The following is an 18,479-nucleotide window of genomic DNA, read 5'->3' as shown; positions in this document are numbered from 1 at the left end:
GCTATGAGCCCGAAAAGGAGAGAATTTTCATGAGTGAAATTATTCACCGTTCCAAAACTCGACCGGTTCGTGTCGGCGAAATTACAATTGGTGGCAGTAATGAACTATTCATACAAAGTATGACCACAACAAAAACACATGATGTTGAAGCAACAGTTGCAGAAATTCTGCGTCTGGAAGAAGCGGGATGTCAAATTGTTCGCGTTGCATGTCCGGACGACCGTGCTGCTGATGCTATTGCTGAAATTAAAAAACGTATTCATATTCCACTTGTTGTGGATATTCATTTTGATTATAAATTAGCATTGAAAGCCATTGAAAATGGCGCGGATAAAATCCGTATCAATCCGGGTAACATTGGTCGACGTGAAAAAGTGGAAGCTGTTGTTAATGCAGCTAAAGCGAAAGGCATTCCAATCCGTATTGGTGTAAATGCTGGATCACTTGAACGCAAAATCATCGAGAAGTATGGCTATCCTACTGCCGACGGTATGGTTGAAAGTGCACTGCATCATATCAAAATTCTAGAAGACTTGGATTTCCATGATATTATCGTATCTTTAAAAGCTTCTGATGTGAGTTTGGCAATTGAAGCTTATGTGAAAGCTTCACAAGCATTCGATTACCCGCTCCACCTTGGGATTACGGAATCAGGTACTTTAGTCAACGGATCAATCAAGAGTGCTGCCGGACTTGGTGCACTATTAAGCCACGGAATCGGTAACACATTACGAGTGTCTTTGAGTGCAGATCCAGTCGAAGAGATAAAAGTTGCACGTGAGTTATTAAAAGTGTTTGGACTTTCATCAAATGCAGCAACATTGATTTCATGCCCAACTTGCGGTCGAATTGAAATCGACTTGATTTCCATTGCGAATGAAGTGGAAGAATACATTTCCACTATTAAAGCACCGATTAAGGTCGCTGTTCTTGGTTGTGCGGTAAATGGACCAGGGGAAGCCCGTGAAGCCGATATCGGCATTGCAGGTGCTCGTGGCGAAGGATTGTTGTTCATGAAAGGAAAAACAGTCCGTAAAGTGCCAGAAGCAACTATGGTAGAAGAATTGAAAGTGGAAATCGATAAGATTGCACAAGAATACTTCGACAAACAGGAAAAAGAAAAATTAAACGCGTAAAGGAGTTTTAGCATATGTCTAACTACCGATTTGGCATCGATATAGATGGTACGGTCACATGCCCGACTTCTTTACTGCCCCATATCAATAAAGCTTTTGAATGTAACTTGGTACTGGATGATATTAAAGAATACGATTTAACGAAAGCTTTTCCTGTTACAACGGAAGATTTTTATAAATGGTTCAAGCAAGCAGAACCTGAAATTTATGCGACATCCCCTATTCAAGTGGATGCACACGCAATATTAACTGCATGGAAGAAACAGCACGAGTTGTATTTCATATCGGCACGTGGTCACAATGTTCGCGACGTCACCTTGCAATGGTTTATTGAACAAAATCTTGAGTACGATCATATCGAACTGATTGGGACACATGATAAGATTCAAACGGCAAGAAATTTTGAAATTGATGTGTTTTTTGAAGATAAACATGACAATGCAGTTGGCATCGCCGAAGAGTTGAACATTCCTGTGTTATTGTTCAATACGCCGTATAATCAACAACCTGTTCCAAATGGCGTGATTCGCGTGAATAACTGGCTTGAAGCAGACAGCTGGATCCAACATACATTTCTTAAACAAAAAGCGTGAGGCCTAGGCCTCACGCTTTTTATATATAGTTTACTGACACTCTGGACATTTACCGTAGATTTCGAACTTATGATTTTCAATCTGATAAGCCGGCAGTGTTTCCTGTAGCAGATCCATTGGGCATATATGGACTTCCTTGATTTTGCTACAAGTCATGCAAATGAAATGATGATGGTGATGATCCGTTTCACACTGCATTCTGAAATGGCGTTCACCTGACAGTTCGGTTTCTTCTAAAATTCCTAACTCCACAAAAGTACTTAAATTTCGATAGATTGTGTCATAGCTCATGCCAGGATAATCTTTCTTCATCACGTCCAACAAGTCACGGGCAGTCAAATATCGTTCATTGTCTTTAAATAAATTCAATATTTGTTCTCGCTTATCTGTTTTTTTATAACCATTTTCTTTTAATAGGTCCCATGCCTTCGTAATATTCATACGAGACGACCCCTTTCATTTTTCGTGACGACACCCAACCATATCTTTTTACCGATTAATACAAGCAGTAATATGGAGATGGATGTCACAACGATTGTTCCACCTGGTGCGATATTTAAATAAAATGCAATCACAAGACCAATAATCACTGCAGCTTCGCCAAACAAAACGGCATACAGGATAGCTTGTTTAAAACCTTTAGCAAGACGCATGCTTGCTGCAACAGGTAAGGTCATCAAAGATGATACAAGGAGAATTCCCACAATCCGCATGCTCGCAGCAATGACGAGCGCTGTAACAACCATAAACAATAAGTGAACCCATTTCGCTGGAAGACCTGAAGCTTTTGCATATTCCTCGTCGAATGATAATAAAAATAATTCCTTATAAAACATCAACAAAAATACGACGACAATCAAAGCAATGATCAGAACTATCCATAAATCTTGTCGACTGACCGCCGATACAGAGCCAAACAAATAACCGAATAAATCGGAACTAAATCCATTGGCCAATGAAATAAAAATGGCACTGAACCCGATACCAGCAGACATAATGATTGGGATTGCAAGTTCCTCATAGTGTTTATATAAACGACGCAATCTTTCAATCAATACTGAGCCTGTAACAGCTGCAACAATACCCAAATATAATGGGTTCAAAAGAGCGAAAAAGGCGGTGGTTTGAGATAAATACAAACTTCCTGCAATTCCTGCTAAAGTTACGTGACTGAGAGCATCTGCAATAAGCGATAGTCTCCTAACGACGATGAACACGCCAAGAAGTGGCGCAATCAAGCCTATGATGATTCCTGATGCAAACGCATTTTGTAAAAATTCATAGTTAATCAGTGCTGATATCATCGAGTTCCCTCACTTTTCACGTGGTGAATTTTACGAACTGAGTGCCCATACCAGGCTTGACGGTCTTCGTCGCTTAATTGGTTGAAATCATTTTCTAAGCCGTGGAAATGAATCGTCTGATTCAAACATGCCACGTGACTGATATTGCTTGAAACAGTATCGACATCATGAGTCACAAGAATGAGTGTTATTTGTTGTTCACGATTCAATTCCGCAAGCATATTATAAAACGATTGCACATGCTGATGATCTATCCCGACGGTTGGTTCGTCCAGTATCAGGCATTTTGGTTCGGCAACAAGTGCACGAGCGATAAACACTCGTTGTTGCTGACCACCAGATAACTCCCCTATGGATTGGTTCATAAACTCCACCATCCCTACAGAAAGTAGAGCATTTTCCACTCGTTGCTTTACGTCTTTTGGGTATTTTTTAAAGAGTCCTGATTTTTTCACGAGACCGCTCGCAACCACTTCAAACACTGTCGCTGGAAAGCCTGTATTGAAAGCATTTGATTTTTGAGAGACATAGCCAATCCATTCTCTATGTTTAAAATCCTGACTCTTCTGTCCAAATAACTCAACGGTCCCGGAGGTGGGCTTCAGCAATCCTAATATAATTTTTAACAATGTCGACTTCCCTGATCCGTTAGGTCCCAGTACTGCGAGGAAGTCCCCTTGCTTTACTTGTAGAGAAATGTTCTTCAATACAACAGTTTGATCATATTGAAATGACACATTTTGTATGTTGATATCTAATGGCGTTTTCATCAAGCTCGCCTCTTTCTAATTCATAATCATTACGATTTACAATGCATTAGTATATCGAAGAAATGACAAGAAGTAAACTCTATTATCTTGAAAGGATGAATTAATGGATATTTGGGAACTTGTTCAAGCAATAAAAGATAAACCGGATGATGAGATTGCCAAAATGACCAGTATACTTCCCGTTACCCTGACGGTAGAAGAAGTGAAATTAGTCCGCCCTATCTTTGACAAAGCCTCACTTCAATGGTTATTGTTTGGGCCACCAGCGCATGTTCATAAACAACTTCAAGGGATATTAGGAAAAACACGCACCAAAAAGCTTTTCACACATTTTGGACTATAATCAATCGACAAAAAAGAGACTCTAGCAAATATATGCTTGAGTCTCTTTTGATTTAAGAACGTAAATTCTCAATGCTTTCTGGCATGAACGTCTGTTTTTTGAACATGTCAATTTCATAAAGATAAGGTGCTTTTTTGTTTTTCGCATCTGATCCGACGAAAGGTGTTTCTAGAATTTTAGGAACTGCAGTAAGCTGGGGATGATGCACGATATAATTAAGTGCATCAAAACCAATTTCACCAAGTCCTATATTTTCATGACGGTCTTTACCTGCACCGCGGACATTTTTACTGTCATTAATATGAAGAACTTTCAAACGATCCAGTCCGATCAACTGATCAAACTGCTTTAAGACACCATCAAAGTCTTCAACAATATCGTAACCTGCATCATGCGTATGGCAAGTATCAAAACAAACCGACATTCGTTCGTTATGTGTCACGCCATTTATGATTTGTGCAAGCTCTTCAAAAGATCGACCACATTCTGTACCTTTTCCTGCCATCGTTTCTAAAGCGATTTGCACAGGGAAATCTTGTGAAAGCACTTCATTTAGGCCTTCAATAATCTTTGCAATACCGACATCTGCTCCTGCCCCAACATGTGCTCCAGGATGCAAGACGATTTGTTTGGCACCCAATGCGGCAGTTCGCTCAATTTCTTTTTGTAAAAACTCGACGCCGAGTGCAAACGTTTCTGGTTTCAACGAGTTCCCGATATTGATGATATATGGCGCATGAACCACAATGTTCGACATACCATTCGCCAACATATGTGCTTGTCCCGCTTCAATATTCAATTCTTCTATCGGTTTACGACGCGTATTTTGTGGTGCACCAGTATAAATCATAAAAGTGTTTGCCCCATAAGACGCAGCCTCTTCACTGGCTGAGACCAGCATGTTTTTTCCACTCATGGAAACATGTGAACCTAATAGCATAAAGAACACCCCTTACTTTTTGCGGTTTTTGATGCGGCGTTCTCTCTTCTTGATTTTGTCCATTTCCCATTTCATATTACGTTTGTATCCTGGTTTAACCTTTTTCGGTTTACGGACCATTGATTTTGCTTTCGCATCAATTTCATCTTCAGTTGTTTTTTTACGGTTTTTGCGTGTGTGGCGTTCTTTTAAAGGTGACCACTCACCATCAACTACATCCACATGAACAAAAGGAATTCCCATTTTTTCGATGCGGATAATCGCGTCTTCATCTGTCGGTTCATATAATGTAATAGCTGTGCCTTCCAAACCTGCACGAGCTGTACGTCCGACACGGTGAATGAAGAATTCCAAGTCTTCTGGCAGCTCATAGTTGATGACATGGCTGACACCTTGAATATCGATACCACGGGCAGCAAGATCTGTTGCAACGATGTATTGATACTCAAGTTCACGGACTTGTTTCATCATGCGTGTACGTTCACGTGGTGCTAAATCACCATGAATCCGTCCTACACGATATCCCGCTTCAGCTAAATAATTGGCTACGTCATCAGCATTTTTTCGAGTGTTGGCAAAAATAATAGCCAAGTAAGGATTAATCCCATTCAACACTTCAACTAAACGTTTCTTTTTCGATTTGCTTCGAACAGGAACCAGATTGAAGACAATTCCTTCTGCTACTGGTCGTTTTTCACCAATGTTGATGTGTACTGGAGACTCCATATATTTCTTCAAGAATGGTTGCAAGCGTTCAGGAATCGTCGCTGAGAATACGAACATTTCAAGTGAATCTGGCATTTTTCCTGCAAATGCATCGATATCTTCGATAAAGCCCATGTCAAAAGCGAGGTCTGCTTCATCTACTACTAATATCGGTGCTGTATGAACAAGCAAAGCATTCTCTTTGACTAAGTCACGAATACGACCTGGTGTCCCAACCACAATATGTGGTTGTGATTTTAACTTGTCAATCGAACGTTGTTTATCAGTTCCACCGATAAACAATTTTGATTGAATGTCTGTACCTTCAGTCAGTTTGCTTAGTTCTTCGAAAATCTGGGAAGCAAGTTCACGTGTTGGGGAAGTTATGATAGCTTGTAATTCTGTTTTGTCAGTGAGGATTCGCTCAACAATCGGAATTAAAAAACTATGCGTTTTCCCTGTACCCGTATGTGCTTGGCCAATCGCACTTTTTCCTTTAAGAATTAGAGGTATCATTTCTTTTTGAATAGGGGTTGGTTCTGTAAAGCCTAATTTACTAATGGCATTTTGTAAAAAAGGTTGAAAATCATAATCTGTATATTTGGACATTTTTGCCCCTCCTTACGTTCTTCCATTGTATCATGTTTTGATTATTTTGAAGACCATCAGCTTATCATAGTTGTAGTGTGCCCTCTGCGTCAATTAACTATTTATTTAGAAAGGAGGATTTTATGCGTTATCAATCTTTTTATCCATTCGCACAATCACAAATGCCGAATGTTTCACCGAGGCACTCGATGCCGCAAAGCTTTTCTGGTGGAAGTCCAACCCAAATGCCTTTTGGTGGTTTAGGGAATGCCTTTGGTAATGATAATCCATCCCAAGCGCCTTTTGGTGGTTTTGGGAATGCCTTTGGTAATGATAATCCATCCCAATCGCCTTTTGGTGGTTTAGGGAATACCTTAGGTAATGCTAATAGATCCCAATCGCCTTTAGGTGGTATTGGGAATGCATTAGGAAATGGTGGATTACCACAGGGAACGAACCGTGTTGAGCAGTTCATGGAAACCGCTGACCGTTTCTTGAACACAGCTCAGAAACTGACACCTATGGTCCAACAAGTTGCACCTATGGTCCAAAACATACCGGCATTATGGAGAATGTACAGAGGTTTTCAAAATATGCCTGACGCTACGGCCACTGCCAGCGCTGTCCGTAATGTTGCATCCGCTGCCCCCCGCCTTGGTGGAGCTTCACAACCACGTATTTTCCAGCCACCCTTTTGATTTTTGAATTCGCCGCTCCTCTCAGTTATAATAAAACTTAACAACTTCTGAGAGGAGTGCTACATATGCAAGTACTCAAAATTTCCCCACGTGGTTATTGTTACGGCGTCGTGGATGCAATGGTAATCGCTCGTAATGCAGCGATGGATACATCCCTTCCACGCCCGATTTATATATTAGGTATGATTGTTCACAACAAACACGTTACCGATGCCTTTGAAAAAGACGGGATCATTACGCTGGATGGAGAGAATCGTAAAGAAATTCTGGAAAAAGTCGAGGGCGGCACAGTCATCTTCACTGCCCACGGAGTTTCACCTGAAGTCCGTGAATTAGCCAGACAAAAAGGATTGGTGTCAATTGATGCCACTTGTCCTGACGTGACGGTTACTCACGATTTGATACGTGAAAAGACAACTGAAGGATATCAAGTCATTTATATCGGCAAAAAAGGACATCCAGAACCTGAAGGAGCAGTAGGTGTTGCACCACATGCTGTTCACCTTGTACAGACGGTCGAAGATGTTGAACAACTGAACATTCAGGCAGAAAAATTGATTGTGACAAACCAAACGACGATGAGTCAATGGGATGTTGCTGCCTTAATGGAAAAATTATCACTTAAATATCCTCATATCGAAGTGCATAAAGAGATATGCCTGGCTACTCAAGTTCGACAAGAAGCCGTCGCCGATCAAGCCGGTGCTGCCCAATTGTTAATTGTTGTCGGAGATCCGATGAGTAATAATTCAAATCGACTTACCCAGGTATCCGAAGAAATTGCCAACACCCCTTCTTACAGGATATCCGACTTATCTGAGCTTAAACTTGAATGGTTAGAAGGAATTGAGCGCATTGCCGTTACAGCGGGCGCTTCTACACCGACACCTATCGTAAAAGAAGTTGTCCAATTTTTGGAGAAGTATGACCCACTAGATCCACAAACCCATCGTTTGGATCGTACGGTTACAATTGATAAGATTTTACCTAAAATCAAAACTCCTAAACCGGTTGACCGGATTGAACCCTATACACTTACTTAATGAAAAAAGCTATCCAGCAATGGATAGCTTTTTTCATAGAATTCTGAAGGGCTCAGTGGAAATTTCCGATGCAATAAATGTACAGTCGAATTTTTTCTCTTTACACATGCCATTCATTTTTTCGGAAACACCTTTTTTCATTATGGATTCAACATGATGTCCTGGATCAATTACATTTAAGCCGAGTGCTTGTGCATCCTGTGCAACATGGAAATATAAATCCCCCGTTACAAGGACATCAGCCCCTGCCCGTTTTGCTTTTTGGATGTACTTATTGCCGTCCCCACCCAAAACAGCCACTTTACGGATATTTGCCGAAGGATTGCCTACAACACGCACAAAAGGAACAGACAGTCGATTTTTGACTTGTTGAGCAAACTCATCAAGAGTCATTGCTCGTTCAAGCTCTCCAATGCGGCCAATTCCTTGCTGCTGCGTTTTTGAATCAAGTGTCCATATATCAAAAGCCACTTCTTCATATGGATGATTTGTATACATGGCTCTTAGGATTTTTGATTTTTGGGAAGCAGGGAAAATTACTTCCACTTTATCCTCTTCTACTTCTTCCAGGTGATTCTTAGTGCCGATAAAGGGATTTGATCCATCTATAGGCTGGAATCTCCCCTTGCCGGTGGATGAAAAACTACAGCTATCGTAATTGCCGATTTGCCCTGCTCCAGCAGATGCGAGCGATTTACGTAAATCTTCTGAAGATGAGGTCGGTACAAACACGGCTAACTTCATCATCGGTTCCGCATATGTTTCTTCCAGAATGTTGATTTGTTTTAATCCGAGTGCTTCGGCCAACAAATCATTCACCCCACCCGGTGCCACATCCAGATTGGTATGGGCAGCATAAACAGCAATGTCATGTTTGATGCAAAGCGCAAACATTTCACCTGATGGCGAATCTGTACGGAGATTTTTTAATGGACGGAAAATAGGTGGATGATGTGCGAGAATCATCTGGCATTTTTTGTCGATTGCTTCCTGTACAACTTCAAGTGTAACATCGAGTGTAACCAATACATTTTTAATGGGTAGATTCAATTTACCGATCTGTAAACCGATGGGGTCATCTTCTAATGCAAAGAATTTAGGCGACCAGGACTCAAATAATTGAATGATTTCGTGTCCATTCGCAGTTTTCATGTACTGAGAGCCTCCTTTACAATCTTCAATTTTTCTTCGATTTCATCTTTTTTCATCTGTACATCTTTTGATAATTCAGCTACGCGAATCGCTTCTAATATGCGTTCCCATTCAGCTGATTCTTTCTCCCATTTTTTACAGAACGCATCATTACGATCCTCCATTAAAAATGGACCAAGGAGCAACTGTGCTGCTGTTAAAGACATCTTTCCTCTTTCCAATACCAGAATTTCGTAAATCTTGTCGTCTTCCTGCAAAATTTCTTCTGCAATTAGCTTCCATTCATTTAATATTGCCCATTCTCGAATTGCTTTCGCGTGAATATTCGGTTGTAAAATGAGTCTGTCCACCGTTATCAGTCTGTCGATATCTTGGTCTAAAATGGAGGCAATCAATGGACCACCCATTCCAGCTATTGTCACTGTATCAACAGAATCTTCTTTTTCTATTGCTTGCAGTCCGTTTGCAAATCGAACCGTAATTTGTTCCTGCAATTGTTCAGCATGAACCTGATTGCGTGCCGATTCATACGGTCCTTTTGCCACTTCCCCTGCTATTGCTTTTTCTGCAATCTGCTGATGAACAAGATAACATGGTAAATAAGCATGGTCACTTCCGATATCTGCCACAATTGAACCTTTTTCAACAAATGAAGCGACACGTGTTAATCGCTCTGAGAGACGTTGTGCGTTCAACGAAATCCTCTCCTTTCTTCTATAAACAAGATTGTACCATAGACATGAAAAAACGGGTTCCCGAATGTAATGGGAAGACCGTTGAAAATGATTTTTTCGTCTATTCGCGGTTTCAGAGGTCCTTTTCGCGGTATTGTGAATTTCACACTTTCTATTCGTGCACTTTTGTATTCTATTCACGAAGCATGACAAATCTAGTGCATGAAAAAACCCTTATCCATTTCAGATAAGGGTTTCAGCTTATTTTAGACTTAAAATGTAATCAGCCATTTGTGCTGCTTGATCTTCAGGTAGTAAACCAGCAGGCATGCCAGATCCTTTACCATTTACGATAGTTTTAGTAATTTCTTCTTTAGATAAAGAAGTACCAGCTAAAGCAGGACCTACTGAACCTTTAAGATCTCCGCCGTGACAAGAAATACATTTTCCTTTCGCCACTTCTGGATCGAACTCTGCAGTTTCAGCTTTTCCGCCTTCTGCGCCTTCTTCATGTCCAGCAGCGATTTCTTCTTTTTTATCAACACCTTGAATTGATAAGAAGAAAATAAGACCGATACCAAATGCCATAATTAAAATGAAAGGAACTATTGGATTTTTTTGCATCATGTAACCTCCTTTTTCGTTCGTTCTTTTTCTAGAATAGAATCAGTCAACAGTGTTATTGTACTGCATTCCATCAAAAACGAAAAGTCTTATCTCGGAAGTTTTCACGGATTGTGATAAATTCGACAATTTAGCGAAATTTAACAGCCGATTAAACGAGCAATTACCATTCGTTGCACTTCTGAAGTACCTTCGCCAATTTCGCACAATTTAGCGTCGCGCATATAACGCTCAACTTCATATTCTTTCATATAGCCATATCCACCGTGAATTTGAACGGCTTGGTCAGCAATCTGCATGGCGATTTCAGAAGCATATAATTTACACATTGATGCTTCTTTTGAGAATGGACGACCTTGATCTTTAAGCCACGCAGCTTTATAGACCATCGTACGAGCCAATTCGATTTTCATGGCCATATCCGCCAATTTGAATTGAGTGATTTGGAAATCGGACAATGGTTTGCCGAATTGTTTGCGTTCTTTAGAATAACGAAGCGCACGGTCGAATGCTGCCTGAGCAATCCCTACCGCCATTGCTCCAATACCGATACGACCGCCATCGAGTGTTACTAAAAACTGACGGAATCCTTCGCCGCGTTTGCCTAATAGATTTTCTTTTGGTACTCTCACATTCTCTAAAACTAGTTCTGTTGTATTAGAAGCATTTAAGCCCATTTTTTCGTAGTTATCAATCACTGTGAATCCTTCGGCATCAGTTGGCACAATAATCGCACTGATTTCCTTCTTACCATCTACTACTCCGGTAATCGCAGTGATTGCCAAATGTTTCGCATAGCTTGCGTTCGTAATGTATACTTTGCTGCCATTAATGACGAAATCGTCACCATCTTCAACTGCACGTGTTTGTGTACCTCCTGCATCTGAGCCTGCATTCGGTTCAGTTAACCCAAAAGCTCCAAAAGATTCACCTGTGCAGATCGGCGTTAAATATTTATGTTTTTGTTCTTCTGTTCCAAACAAATTAAGCGGTGCCCCACCTAAAGAAATATGCGCTGAATACGTAATACCGGTAGATGCACATGCTCTGCTAAGTTCTTCAGTAACAATAGCAAAACTGATTGTATCTGCACCAGCCCCACCATATTCTTCTGAAAACGGTAAGCCCATCATCCCCATGTCGGCTAACTGTTTAAAAATTTCTTTTGGAAAAGCTTTCGTCCGATCACGTTCTATCGCACCTGGTGCTACAACTTTATCCGCAAACTCTTTCATTGTCTTGCGAATCATCTGATGTTCTTGCGATAAATCAAAATTCACTACATTCAACCCCTTTTAATTTTAAAACGCTTTCATTTTTCATTATATATGAAATATTCTAACATTCACAACTATTATTCTTCTATTAAAAAAGAGAACAAAAAAAGATGCTCACCTGTGTGAGCATCTTTGAACATTCTATTCTAAAAAGTCTTTTAGTCGTTTACTTCTTGAAGGGTGGCGCAATTTTCGTAAAGCTTTTGCTTCGATTTGACGAATACGTTCACGCGTAACACCAAATACTTTCCCTACCTCTTCTAAAGTGCGTGTACGTCCATCATCAAGACCAAAACGCAAACGCAATACATTTTCTTCTCGGTCAGTTAAAGTATCTAAAACGTCCTCTAACTGCTCTTTTAACAACTCATAAGCTGCATGGTCAGATGGAGATTGTGCATCCGAGTCTTCAATGAAGTCTCCTAAGTGCGAATCATCCTCTTCCCCGATAGGTGTTTCAAGTGAAACTGGCTCTTGAGCAATCTTTAAAATTTCACGCACTTTTTCAGCTGGCAATTCCATTTCTTCCCCTATTTCTTCTGGAGAAGGCTCGCGACCTAGGTCTTGAAGCAACTGTCGCTGAACGCGGATTAATTTGTTGATGGTCTCAACCATATGGACAGGGATACGAATCGTACGAGCTTGGTCAGCAATAGCACGTGTAATCGCTTGTCGAATCCACCAAGTTGCGTACGTACTGAATTTGAATCCTTTACGGAAATCAAATTTTTCCACCGCTTTGATTAGACCCATATTACCTTCCTGAATTAAATCCAGGAACAGCATGCCACGGCCAACGTAACGCTTGGCAATACTTACAACCAGTCGTAAGTTCGCTTCTGCTAAACGTTTTTTCGCTTCTTCATCGCCTGCTTCAATACGTTTAGCCAAGGCAATTTCTTCATCTGCAGAAAGTAAGTCAACACGACCGATTTCTTTTAAGTACATTCGCACTGGGTCATTGATTTTAACACCAGGTGGTACACTTAAATCGTTTAAATCGAATGTTTCCTCTTCTTGCCCTTTTTTCATTAATTTTTCTAAGTCTTCTTCATCGCCGTCTTTACGACCAAGCTCCACACCTTGTGCTTCTAGCTGTTCAATAAATTCTTCGATTTGATCTGATTCCAACTCAAATACGGATAATTTTTCAGCTATGTCAGCAAAAGTCAGCTCCCCCGATTTTTTACCCAGTTCGAGTAGAGATTTTTTTGCTTCTTCTAATGTGACCTCAGTTTCTACCTCTTTTGAACGCTCAGACTTGTCCGCCATAAGTCTTCCTCCTTTAAAAACCAATCAATTTACATCGTTGATAACGATTTTTTCAAATCGATCATTTGTTTTGCTAGCTCTAAAGCACGTGTCATATCCTGAAGTTTTTCTGCTTCTTTGGACTCGTGCATTTTCGTTTGAATTTGAAGCTCGATTCGATGTTTATTTATTTGTCGTAAGCAGTCGGAGACTTCTTCACTTGCATGTTCCGGGTCTCGTTCTGTTAACGTTGCTTCCATGACCAGCTTTCGTAGTTCTGTGTCTTCTAGAATTTCTAGAAAACGATGTGTATCAGCTTGAGGATATGTGTCGTAGAAACCTATGAGACGAACAAATATCGCTTCATAAGGATCGTGGATGAATACGTGTAGGCCATGATCTTGGTGTAAACGATCGACAATATCAACTTGATGTAACATATGAGCGAGCAACAATTTTTCAGCCCGATCAATTGCCTGTATACGCTTACGACTTACCGGAGCGTTTTGGGCAACAGGAGGAGCCTGTTGTCTCGAGTTCTGCTTAATATTTTTCCCTTCAATCTTTCGAAATTGCTGATAAATCGCATCTTCCGAAATATTGGTTTCATTGGCTAATTGCCGAATATATAAATCGCGTTCAACTGGTGAAGAATTTCCGACAAAGTGTTCGAGAACTTCTTGCACGTATTGTAACGTGTCATTTTCAAATTGAAAGTTTTTATTGCGTCTTGCAACCATCATCATAAAAGCCAAATAAGCATGGGGTCGTTCAATTATTTGTTTTTCGAATGCCTCTGCTCCATTTTTTTGAACAAAGTCATCCGGGTCCATTTGATCTGGCAGGATGGCTATTTCCGTTTTCACTTTATCCTGCATTAATAGCTGTGCAGCACGTTTTGCAGCTTCTAGCCCTGCAGCGTCCCCATCGTAACAAAGTGTCACAGAATCAGTTAGACGTTTCAGTTTATTAACATGTTCCTTTGTAAGCGAAGTACCCATCGTAGCAACAGTATTCATGATGCCCGCTTTTGCCGCTGCTATAACATCCATAAAACCTTCCATGACAATCACTTTATGCTTTTTACGGATTATAGGGCGCGCAACATCCAAATTATACAAAACTTTGCTTTTTTGAAATATCGGAGACTCAGGACTGTTCATGTACTTTGCATCCTGCGACTCCGTATTTAATACACGTCCAGAAAATGCTATGACATGTCCCGCTTCATCACGAACCGGAAACATGATTCGTTCTCTAAATCGATCGAAGTATTCATTTTTATTTTCTTTTTGAATGAGCAGACCACTTTGTTCCATTTCGGCCGGATTGAATCCTTTACGTTCAAGCAACGTGGTTAAGGCATCCCAATTAGGTAGTGACCACCCAATTCTATACTGTTCAATAAGCTCTCTTGAAAATCCTCTTTCTTCTAAATAATGAAGGGCTTTTTCTCCTTCTTCCGTATTTAAAAGCAAGTGATGGTAGTAATTCATAGCAAACGTGTGCGCTTCTTTCATTCTTGTTTCTTCTTTGGAGACCGTTTTAGCTTCGCCATTCTGAGGTTCAATGTCCAGGTCGATACCTATACGTGATCCTAATTTGCTAACTGCTTCCTGAAAAGAAAGATTGTCGATATCCATTACGAAGGTAATGGCATTTCCTCCGGCACCACATCCAAAACAATGAAAGATTTGTTTATCTTGTGAAACTGAGAATGAAGGAGTTTGTTCTCCATGAAAAGGACAAAGACCAAACCAGTTGCGTCCACGTTTTGTTAATTGAACGTATTCGCTAATAACATCAACAACATCATTACTCGTGCGAATCTGTTCAATTGTTTCTTCCGGAATTCGTTGCACGTTGTCATCACCATCTTTATAGGCTAAATATTGAATTCGAGATAATCGATGAAAATCCTGCAAGTTTCGACAAAAATAATAAAAAAAATACATATTACCCCCTTTGTAGAAGTAATACTGTTTTTTTCTATAGTGATTTTCAAAAATCTAAATTATTGAAATCTTGACAAAACTTACGAAATGACAACCCTTATTAAATATTTTTACCACAATTTTTTATTATAAAACGTTTTTCTTGAAAAATCCACAAAATAATTATTATTTCAAAAGAAAAAACCTTCCCTCATAGGGATGGTTTTCACCTTACTGGATTTTGTTTAAGATGACATTTGCTGTTTCTTCGACTGCACGATTCGTCACATCAATCACATGACATCCAATTCGGGAAACTACTTTTTCAAAATGGACGATTTCTTGTTTAATGCGTTCCAATTTTGCATAGCTTGCATCATCATTAAGTCCTAAAGCAATCAATCGTTCTTTCCGGATTGAATTTAACTTCTCTGGAGAAATGACAAGTCCGAAACATTTTTCCGGGTCAACTTTAAATAACTCTTCCGGAGGCTCTACTTCAGGCACTAATGGAACATTTGCGACTTTATATCGTTTGTGTGCTAAATACTGAGATAAAGGGGTCTTGGAAGTGCGGGAAACGCCGACGAGGACGATGTCAGCCAATAGTAAACCACGTGGATCCCGTCCATCATCGTATTTTACAGCAAACTCAATTGCTTCAATTTTTTTGAAATAATCGTCATCCAATTTCCGCACTAACCCTGGTTCTTCAAAAGGAATTTCATTCAATTCAAGTTCAAGTGTATCCATGAGCGGACCCATTAAATCGATGGATCTTACACTATGTTTTGCACATTCCATTTGCAAAGTTGAGCGCATCTTTTTTCGGACAAGCGTATATAAAATAATCGCTTGCTGCAGTTTTGCAAGATTTACAATTTCTTTTACATGATCGAGTGTCGCGATATGAGGGAATCGTTTTAAGGACGTATCCTGTAAACCAGGTCTAAACTGACTTACCGCTGCTTTCGCAACTAACTCTCCTGTTTCGCCCACTGAATCCGAAACAATAAATATTTGCAGGTTTTTCATGGTTTCCGTCACCTCACAAATCGTGATTTTCCGCTAATGACAGAAAAGCACGTGTAATGTTTGTTTTGGTCAAACGACCAATCACTTCGTAACCATCAGGATGTTGTTTTACGATTGGCAAAGCATCTATTTGTTTGTCAATCAACTTCTTCGCGGCATGGATAAGTGAGTCGTGTTTATAACAAAATGTTATATTTGGCATCCGAGTCATTATGATATGTACGGGAATTTTATTTAAGTCCTGTTGACCTAAACTCGTTCGGAGTAAATCTTTTCTTGATAATACGCCTGTTAAATATGAATTTTTATCTACAACAAATAGCGTGCCGACATCTTCCAAAAACATTTGACAGATGGCATCATATACGGTCATATCTTCTGCTACTACAATCGGGATTGACTGAAAGTCCCGAACCTTCATATTCATCATGCTGTCAGAAACAGCTTGACCAGTTTTTTTGCCTGAATAAAAATATCCTACACGAGGTCGTGCATCCAGAAACCCCGACATGGTTAATATAGCTAAATCCGGTCGAAGTGTAGATCTTGTTAAATGCAGACGCTCTGCAATTTGTTCTCCTGTAATCGGACCATTTTCTTTTACAATTAGCAAAATGTCCTCTTGACGTTTGTTGAGTTCGATCGGACTCACCGCCTCAAAAAGTGTTATACTCAATGTTCAATATTATATACTAATTAAGTGGGCTTATCTAGTACCCTGTTTAAGTGGCACTTTAGATTTTTATATGCTACAATATAGTCAATTATATAGACGAAGATAGGAAAATAAGTATTGTTCATCCTTTAGCGAGCAGAGACGGTGCAAGTCTGCAGCGAACAAGAAAAGGCGTCCTGGAGTCATGTTAATGAAAGTGGATTGCTTTTAGCAATTAACTGGGGTGGAACCGCGGGTATTATGCACTCGTCCCCGGACATTTAATGTCCGGGGACGAGTGCTATTTTTATTTTTGGAGGGATTGTTATGACAATCACAATGGAAAATGTAGTTAGTTTAGCGAAACACAGAGGTTTTGTCTTCCCTGGCTCGGATATTTATGGAGGCTTAGCCAACACTTGGGATTACGGTCCACTTGGAATTGAACTTAAGAATAATATCAAAAAAGCTTGGTGGCGCAAATTTGTTCAAGAATCTCCTTATAATGTTGGTCTTGACGCAGCTATCTTGATGAATCCTAAAGTTTGGTCAGCATCAGGTCATATCGGAAATTTCAATGACCCTATGATTGACTGCAAAAAATGTAAAGCACGCCATCGTGCAGACAAACTGATTGAAGATGCTCTTGAAGCAAAAGGAATCGAAATGATTGTTGACGGACTTCCATTCGAAAAAATGGAAGAATTAATCAGCGAACACGCCATTATTTGTCCAGATTGTGGAGCTCAAGAATTCACGAACATCCGTCAGTTCAATTTAATGTTCAAAACTTCTCAAGGTGTGACGGAAACTTCTTCTAACGATATTTACTTACGTCCAGAAACAGCACAAGGGATTTTTGTAAACTTTAAAAATGTGCAACGTTCAATGCGAAAAAAAATGCCATTCGGGATTGCTCAGATCGGTAAGAGTTTCCGTAATGAAATCACGCCAGGTAACTTCACATTCCGTACGCGGGAATTTGAGCAAATGGAACTTGAATTCTTCTGTAAGCCAGGTGAAGATTTGGAATGGTTTACTTTCTGGCGCGACTATTGTAAAAACTGGTTACTGAACTTAGGTTTGAACGAAGAAAACATGCGTTTACGTGATCACGATAAAGAAGAACTATCACATTATGCATCGGCTACAACAGATGTGGAATATAAATTCCCATTCGGCTGGGGCGAGCTTTGGGGTATTGCAGACCGCACAGACTTCGACTTAAAACGCCATATGGAGCACTCTGGTGAAGATTTCAACTATATAGATCCGATAACGAATGAACGTTATGTACCATACTGTATCGAACCATCATTAGGTGCAGACCGTGTCACACTGGCATTCTTATGTGATGCATATGCTGAAGAAACTCTTGAAGGTGATGATAAACGTACCGTGTTACGTTTCCACCCTGCATTAGCTCCGGTAAAAGCAGCTATCTTACCATTATCGAAAAAATTAGCTGAAGGCGCTGGTGAAGTGTTTGCTAATTTAAGCAAATCATTTATGGTCGATTATGATGAGTCTCAATCAATCGGTAAACGTTACCGTCGACAAGACGAAATTGGAACACCTTTCTGTATCACGTATGACTTTGATTCAGTTGAAGACGGTCAAGTAACTGTACGTCACCGTGATTCAATGGAACAAGTACGTATGCCTATCGTAGAAGTTAAAGCATATATTGAAAAACACTTAGAATTTTAATTTAAACAGGATTGAAACATTTATGCTCAATTGCTCTATAGAATAAA

General features: G+C 40.0%; 19 protein-coding genes. 6 read left to right on the top strand and 13 right to left on the bottom strand.

Going from position 1 to position 18,479, the window contains the following annotated elements; translation table 11 throughout:
* Positions 1–29: 29 nt before the first annotated feature.
* On the top strand, positions 30–1,136 hold the full coding sequence (gene ispG / locus MHH33_RS07960) for a flavodoxin-dependent (E)-4-hydroxy-3-methylbut-2-enyl-diphosphate synthase (RefSeq protein WP_016426921.1): 1,107 nt from the start codon (positions 30–32) through the stop codon (positions 1,134–1,136).
* Between the two features lie 14 nt (positions 1,137–1,150).
* Positions 1,151–1,729, top strand: a complete 579-nt coding sequence (locus tag MHH33_RS07955; RefSeq protein WP_016426920.1) for a hypothetical protein — start codon at positions 1,151–1,153, stop codon at positions 1,727–1,729.
* 30 nt (positions 1,730–1,759) lie between these two features.
* On the opposite strand, the gene MHH33_RS07950 is transcribed toward MHH33_RS07955, so the two are convergent.
* Genes MHH33_RS07950 through MHH33_RS07940 form a run of 3 tightly spaced genes read right to left on the bottom strand, consistent with a single transcriptional unit; the run spans position 1,760 to position 3,803 of the window.
* Complete coding sequence (locus tag MHH33_RS07950; RefSeq protein WP_016426919.1) at positions 1,760–2,170, bottom strand: Fur family transcriptional regulator; 411 nt, start codon at positions 2,168–2,170, stop codon at positions 1,760–1,762.
* Complete coding sequence (locus MHH33_RS07945; protein ID WP_342543474.1) at positions 2,167–3,033, bottom strand: metal ABC transporter permease; 867 nt, start codon at positions 3,031–3,033, stop codon at positions 2,167–2,169. Before MHH33_RS07945 ends, MHH33_RS07950 begins: the two co-directional genes overlap by 4 nt.
* A complete protein-coding gene (locus MHH33_RS07940) occupies positions 3,030–3,803 on the bottom strand; it encodes an ABC transporter ATP-binding protein (RefSeq protein ID WP_342543473.1) in 774 nt (257 codons plus the stop codon). The genes MHH33_RS07945 and MHH33_RS07940 overlap by 4 nt, the downstream gene beginning before the upstream one ends.
* Positions 3,804–3,906: 103 nt before the next feature.
* Between MHH33_RS07940 and MHH33_RS07935 the strand changes: the two genes are divergently transcribed.
* Complete coding sequence (locus MHH33_RS07935) at positions 3,907–4,146, top strand: hypothetical protein (protein WP_016426916.1); 240 nt, start codon at positions 3,907–3,909, stop codon at positions 4,144–4,146.
* Positions 4,147–4,198: 52 nt separating this feature from the next.
* On the opposite strand, the gene MHH33_RS07930 is transcribed toward MHH33_RS07935, so the two are convergent.
* Entirely contained in the window at positions 4,199–5,086 is an 888-nt protein-coding gene (locus MHH33_RS07930; protein WP_342543472.1) for a deoxyribonuclease IV, read from the bottom strand.
* A gap of 12 nt (positions 5,087–5,098) precedes the next feature.
* Positions 5,099–6,400 carry a DEAD/DEAH box helicase gene (locus MHH33_RS07925; protein ID WP_016426914.1) on the bottom strand — a complete coding sequence of 434 codons (1,302 nt, stop codon included), beginning with the start codon at positions 6,398–6,400 and terminating at the stop codon, positions 5,099–5,101.
* Positions 6,401–6,522: 122 nt separating this feature from the next.
* Here MHH33_RS07925 and vrrA point away from each other — a divergent pair, with 122 nt between their 5' ends.
* On the top strand, positions 6,523–7,077 hold the full coding sequence (vrrA, locus tag MHH33_RS07920; RefSeq protein ID WP_342543471.1) for a VrrA/YqfQ family protein: 555 nt from the start codon (positions 6,523–6,525) through the stop codon (positions 7,075–7,077).
* A 65-nt stretch (positions 7,078–7,142) separates the two neighbouring features.
* Positions 7,143–8,120 carry a 4-hydroxy-3-methylbut-2-enyl diphosphate reductase gene (locus MHH33_RS07915; protein WP_342543470.1) on the top strand — a complete coding sequence of 326 codons (978 nt, stop codon included), beginning with the start codon at positions 7,143–7,145 and terminating at the stop codon, positions 8,118–8,120.
* Positions 8,121–8,153: 33 nt separating this feature from the next.
* Here MHH33_RS07915 and MHH33_RS07910 read toward each other — a convergent pair whose 3' ends face one another.
* The 8 genes from MHH33_RS07910 to MHH33_RS07875 all read right to left on the bottom strand — a co-directional run bounded on the left by MHH33_RS07910 (position 8,154) and on the right by MHH33_RS07875 (position 16,719).
* Positions 8,154–9,272: a Nif3-like dinuclear metal center hexameric protein gene (locus MHH33_RS07910; protein ID WP_342543469.1), complete on the bottom strand. Its 1,119-nt coding sequence runs from the start codon at positions 9,270–9,272 to the stop codon at positions 8,154–8,156.
* Positions 9,269–9,967: a tRNA (adenine(22)-N(1))-methyltransferase TrmK gene (locus tag MHH33_RS07905; protein WP_342543467.1), complete on the bottom strand. Its 699-nt coding sequence runs from the start codon at positions 9,965–9,967 to the stop codon at positions 9,269–9,271. The genes MHH33_RS07910 and MHH33_RS07905 overlap by 4 nt, the downstream gene beginning before the upstream one ends.
* 240 nt (positions 9,968–10,207) lie before the next feature.
* Positions 10,208–10,570, bottom strand: coding sequence for a cytochrome c550 (gene cccA / locus MHH33_RS07900; protein WP_342543744.1), 363 nt, complete (start codon positions 10,568–10,570; stop codon positions 10,208–10,210).
* A 140-nt stretch (positions 10,571–10,710) separates the two neighbouring features.
* The gene (locus MHH33_RS07895) at positions 10,711–11,850 is read right to left on the bottom strand and encodes an acyl-CoA dehydrogenase (protein WP_016426908.1); all 1,140 of its coding nucleotides are present in this window, start codon (positions 11,848–11,850) and stop codon (positions 10,711–10,713) included.
* Positions 11,851–11,988: 138 nt separating this feature from the next.
* Positions 11,989–13,119 carry an RNA polymerase sigma factor RpoD gene (rpoD, locus tag MHH33_RS07890; RefSeq protein ID WP_016426907.1) on the bottom strand — a complete coding sequence of 377 codons (1,131 nt, stop codon included), beginning with the start codon at positions 13,117–13,119 and terminating at the stop codon, positions 11,989–11,991.
* A 29-nt stretch (positions 13,120–13,148) separates the two neighbouring features.
* Positions 13,149–14,960, bottom strand: coding sequence for a DNA primase (gene dnaG, locus MHH33_RS07885; protein ID WP_342543743.1), 1,812 nt, complete (start codon positions 14,958–14,960; stop codon positions 13,149–13,151).
* A gap of 303 nt (positions 14,961–15,263) precedes the next feature.
* On the bottom strand, positions 15,264–16,067 hold the full coding sequence (locus MHH33_RS07880; RefSeq protein WP_342543466.1) for a pyruvate, water dikinase regulatory protein: 804 nt from the start codon (positions 16,065–16,067) through the stop codon (positions 15,264–15,266).
* Between the two features lie 13 nt (positions 16,068–16,080).
* On the bottom strand, positions 16,081–16,719 hold the full coding sequence (locus tag MHH33_RS07875) for a helix-turn-helix transcriptional regulator (RefSeq protein WP_147640277.1): 639 nt from the start codon (positions 16,717–16,719) through the stop codon (positions 16,081–16,083).
* Positions 16,720–17,049: 330 nt separating this feature from the next.
* Between MHH33_RS07875 and MHH33_RS07870 the strand changes: the two genes are divergently transcribed.
* The gene (locus MHH33_RS07870; RefSeq protein ID WP_016426903.1) at positions 17,050–18,432 is read left to right on the top strand and encodes a glycine--tRNA ligase; all 1,383 of its coding nucleotides are present in this window, start codon (positions 17,050–17,052) and stop codon (positions 18,430–18,432) included.
* Positions 18,433–18,479: the final 47 nt, after the last annotated feature.

Origin of the sequence: Paenisporosarcina sp. FSL H8-0542 (assembly GCF_038632915.1) — a bacterium.
Lineage (GTDB): Bacteria > Bacillota > Bacilli > Bacillales_A > Planococcaceae > Paenisporosarcina.
The sequence above is the reverse complement of the archived record's forward strand: the minus strand, read 5'-3'. Positions and strand labels throughout refer to the sequence as shown.

Bases quoted from the DNA above. Each gene is read 5' to 3' on its own strand.
- ispG (WP_016426921.1), top strand. From the start codon at position 30: ATGAGTGAAATTATTCACCGTTCCAAAACTCGACCGGTTCGTGTCGGC.
- MHH33_RS07955 (WP_016426920.1), top strand. From the start codon at position 1,151: ATGTCTAACTACCGATTTGGCATCGATATAGATGGTACGGTCACATGC.
- MHH33_RS07950 (WP_016426919.1), bottom strand. From the start codon at position 2,170: ATGAATATTACGAAGGCATGGGACCTATTAAAAGAAAATGGTTATAAA.
- MHH33_RS07945 (WP_342543474.1), bottom strand. From the start codon at position 3,033: ATGATATCAGCACTGATTAACTATGAATTTTTACAAAATGCGTTTGCA.
- MHH33_RS07940 (WP_342543473.1), bottom strand. From the start codon at position 3,803: ATGAAAACGCCATTAGATATCAACATACAAAATGTGTCATTTCAATAT.
- MHH33_RS07935 (WP_016426916.1), top strand. From the start codon at position 3,907: ATGGATATTTGGGAACTTGTTCAAGCAATAAAAGATAAACCGGATGAT.
- MHH33_RS07930 (WP_342543472.1), bottom strand. From the start codon at position 5,086: ATGCTATTAGGTTCACATGTTTCCATGAGTGGAAAAAACATGCTGGTC.
- MHH33_RS07925 (WP_016426914.1), bottom strand. From the start codon at position 6,400: ATGTCCAAATATACAGATTATGATTTTCAACCTTTTTTACAAAATGCC.
- vrrA (WP_342543471.1), top strand. From the start codon at position 6,523: ATGCGTTATCAATCTTTTTATCCATTCGCACAATCACAAATGCCGAAT.
- MHH33_RS07915 (WP_342543470.1), top strand. From the start codon at position 7,143: ATGCAAGTACTCAAAATTTCCCCACGTGGTTATTGTTACGGCGTCGTG.
- MHH33_RS07910 (WP_342543469.1), bottom strand. From the start codon at position 9,272: ATGAAAACTGCGAATGGACACGAAATCATTCAATTATTTGAGTCCTGG.
- cccA (WP_342543744.1), bottom strand. From the start codon at position 10,570: ATGCAAAAAAATCCAATAGTTCCTTTCATTTTAATTATGGCATTTGGT.
- rpoD (WP_016426907.1), bottom strand. From the start codon at position 13,119: ATGGCGGACAAGTCTGAGCGTTCAAAAGAGGTAGAAACTGAGGTCACA.
- MHH33_RS07880 (WP_342543466.1), bottom strand. From the start codon at position 16,067: ATGAAAAACCTGCAAATATTTATTGTTTCGGATTCAGTGGGCGAAACA.
- MHH33_RS07870 (WP_016426903.1), top strand. From the start codon at position 17,050: ATGACAATCACAATGGAAAATGTAGTTAGTTTAGCGAAACACAGAGGT.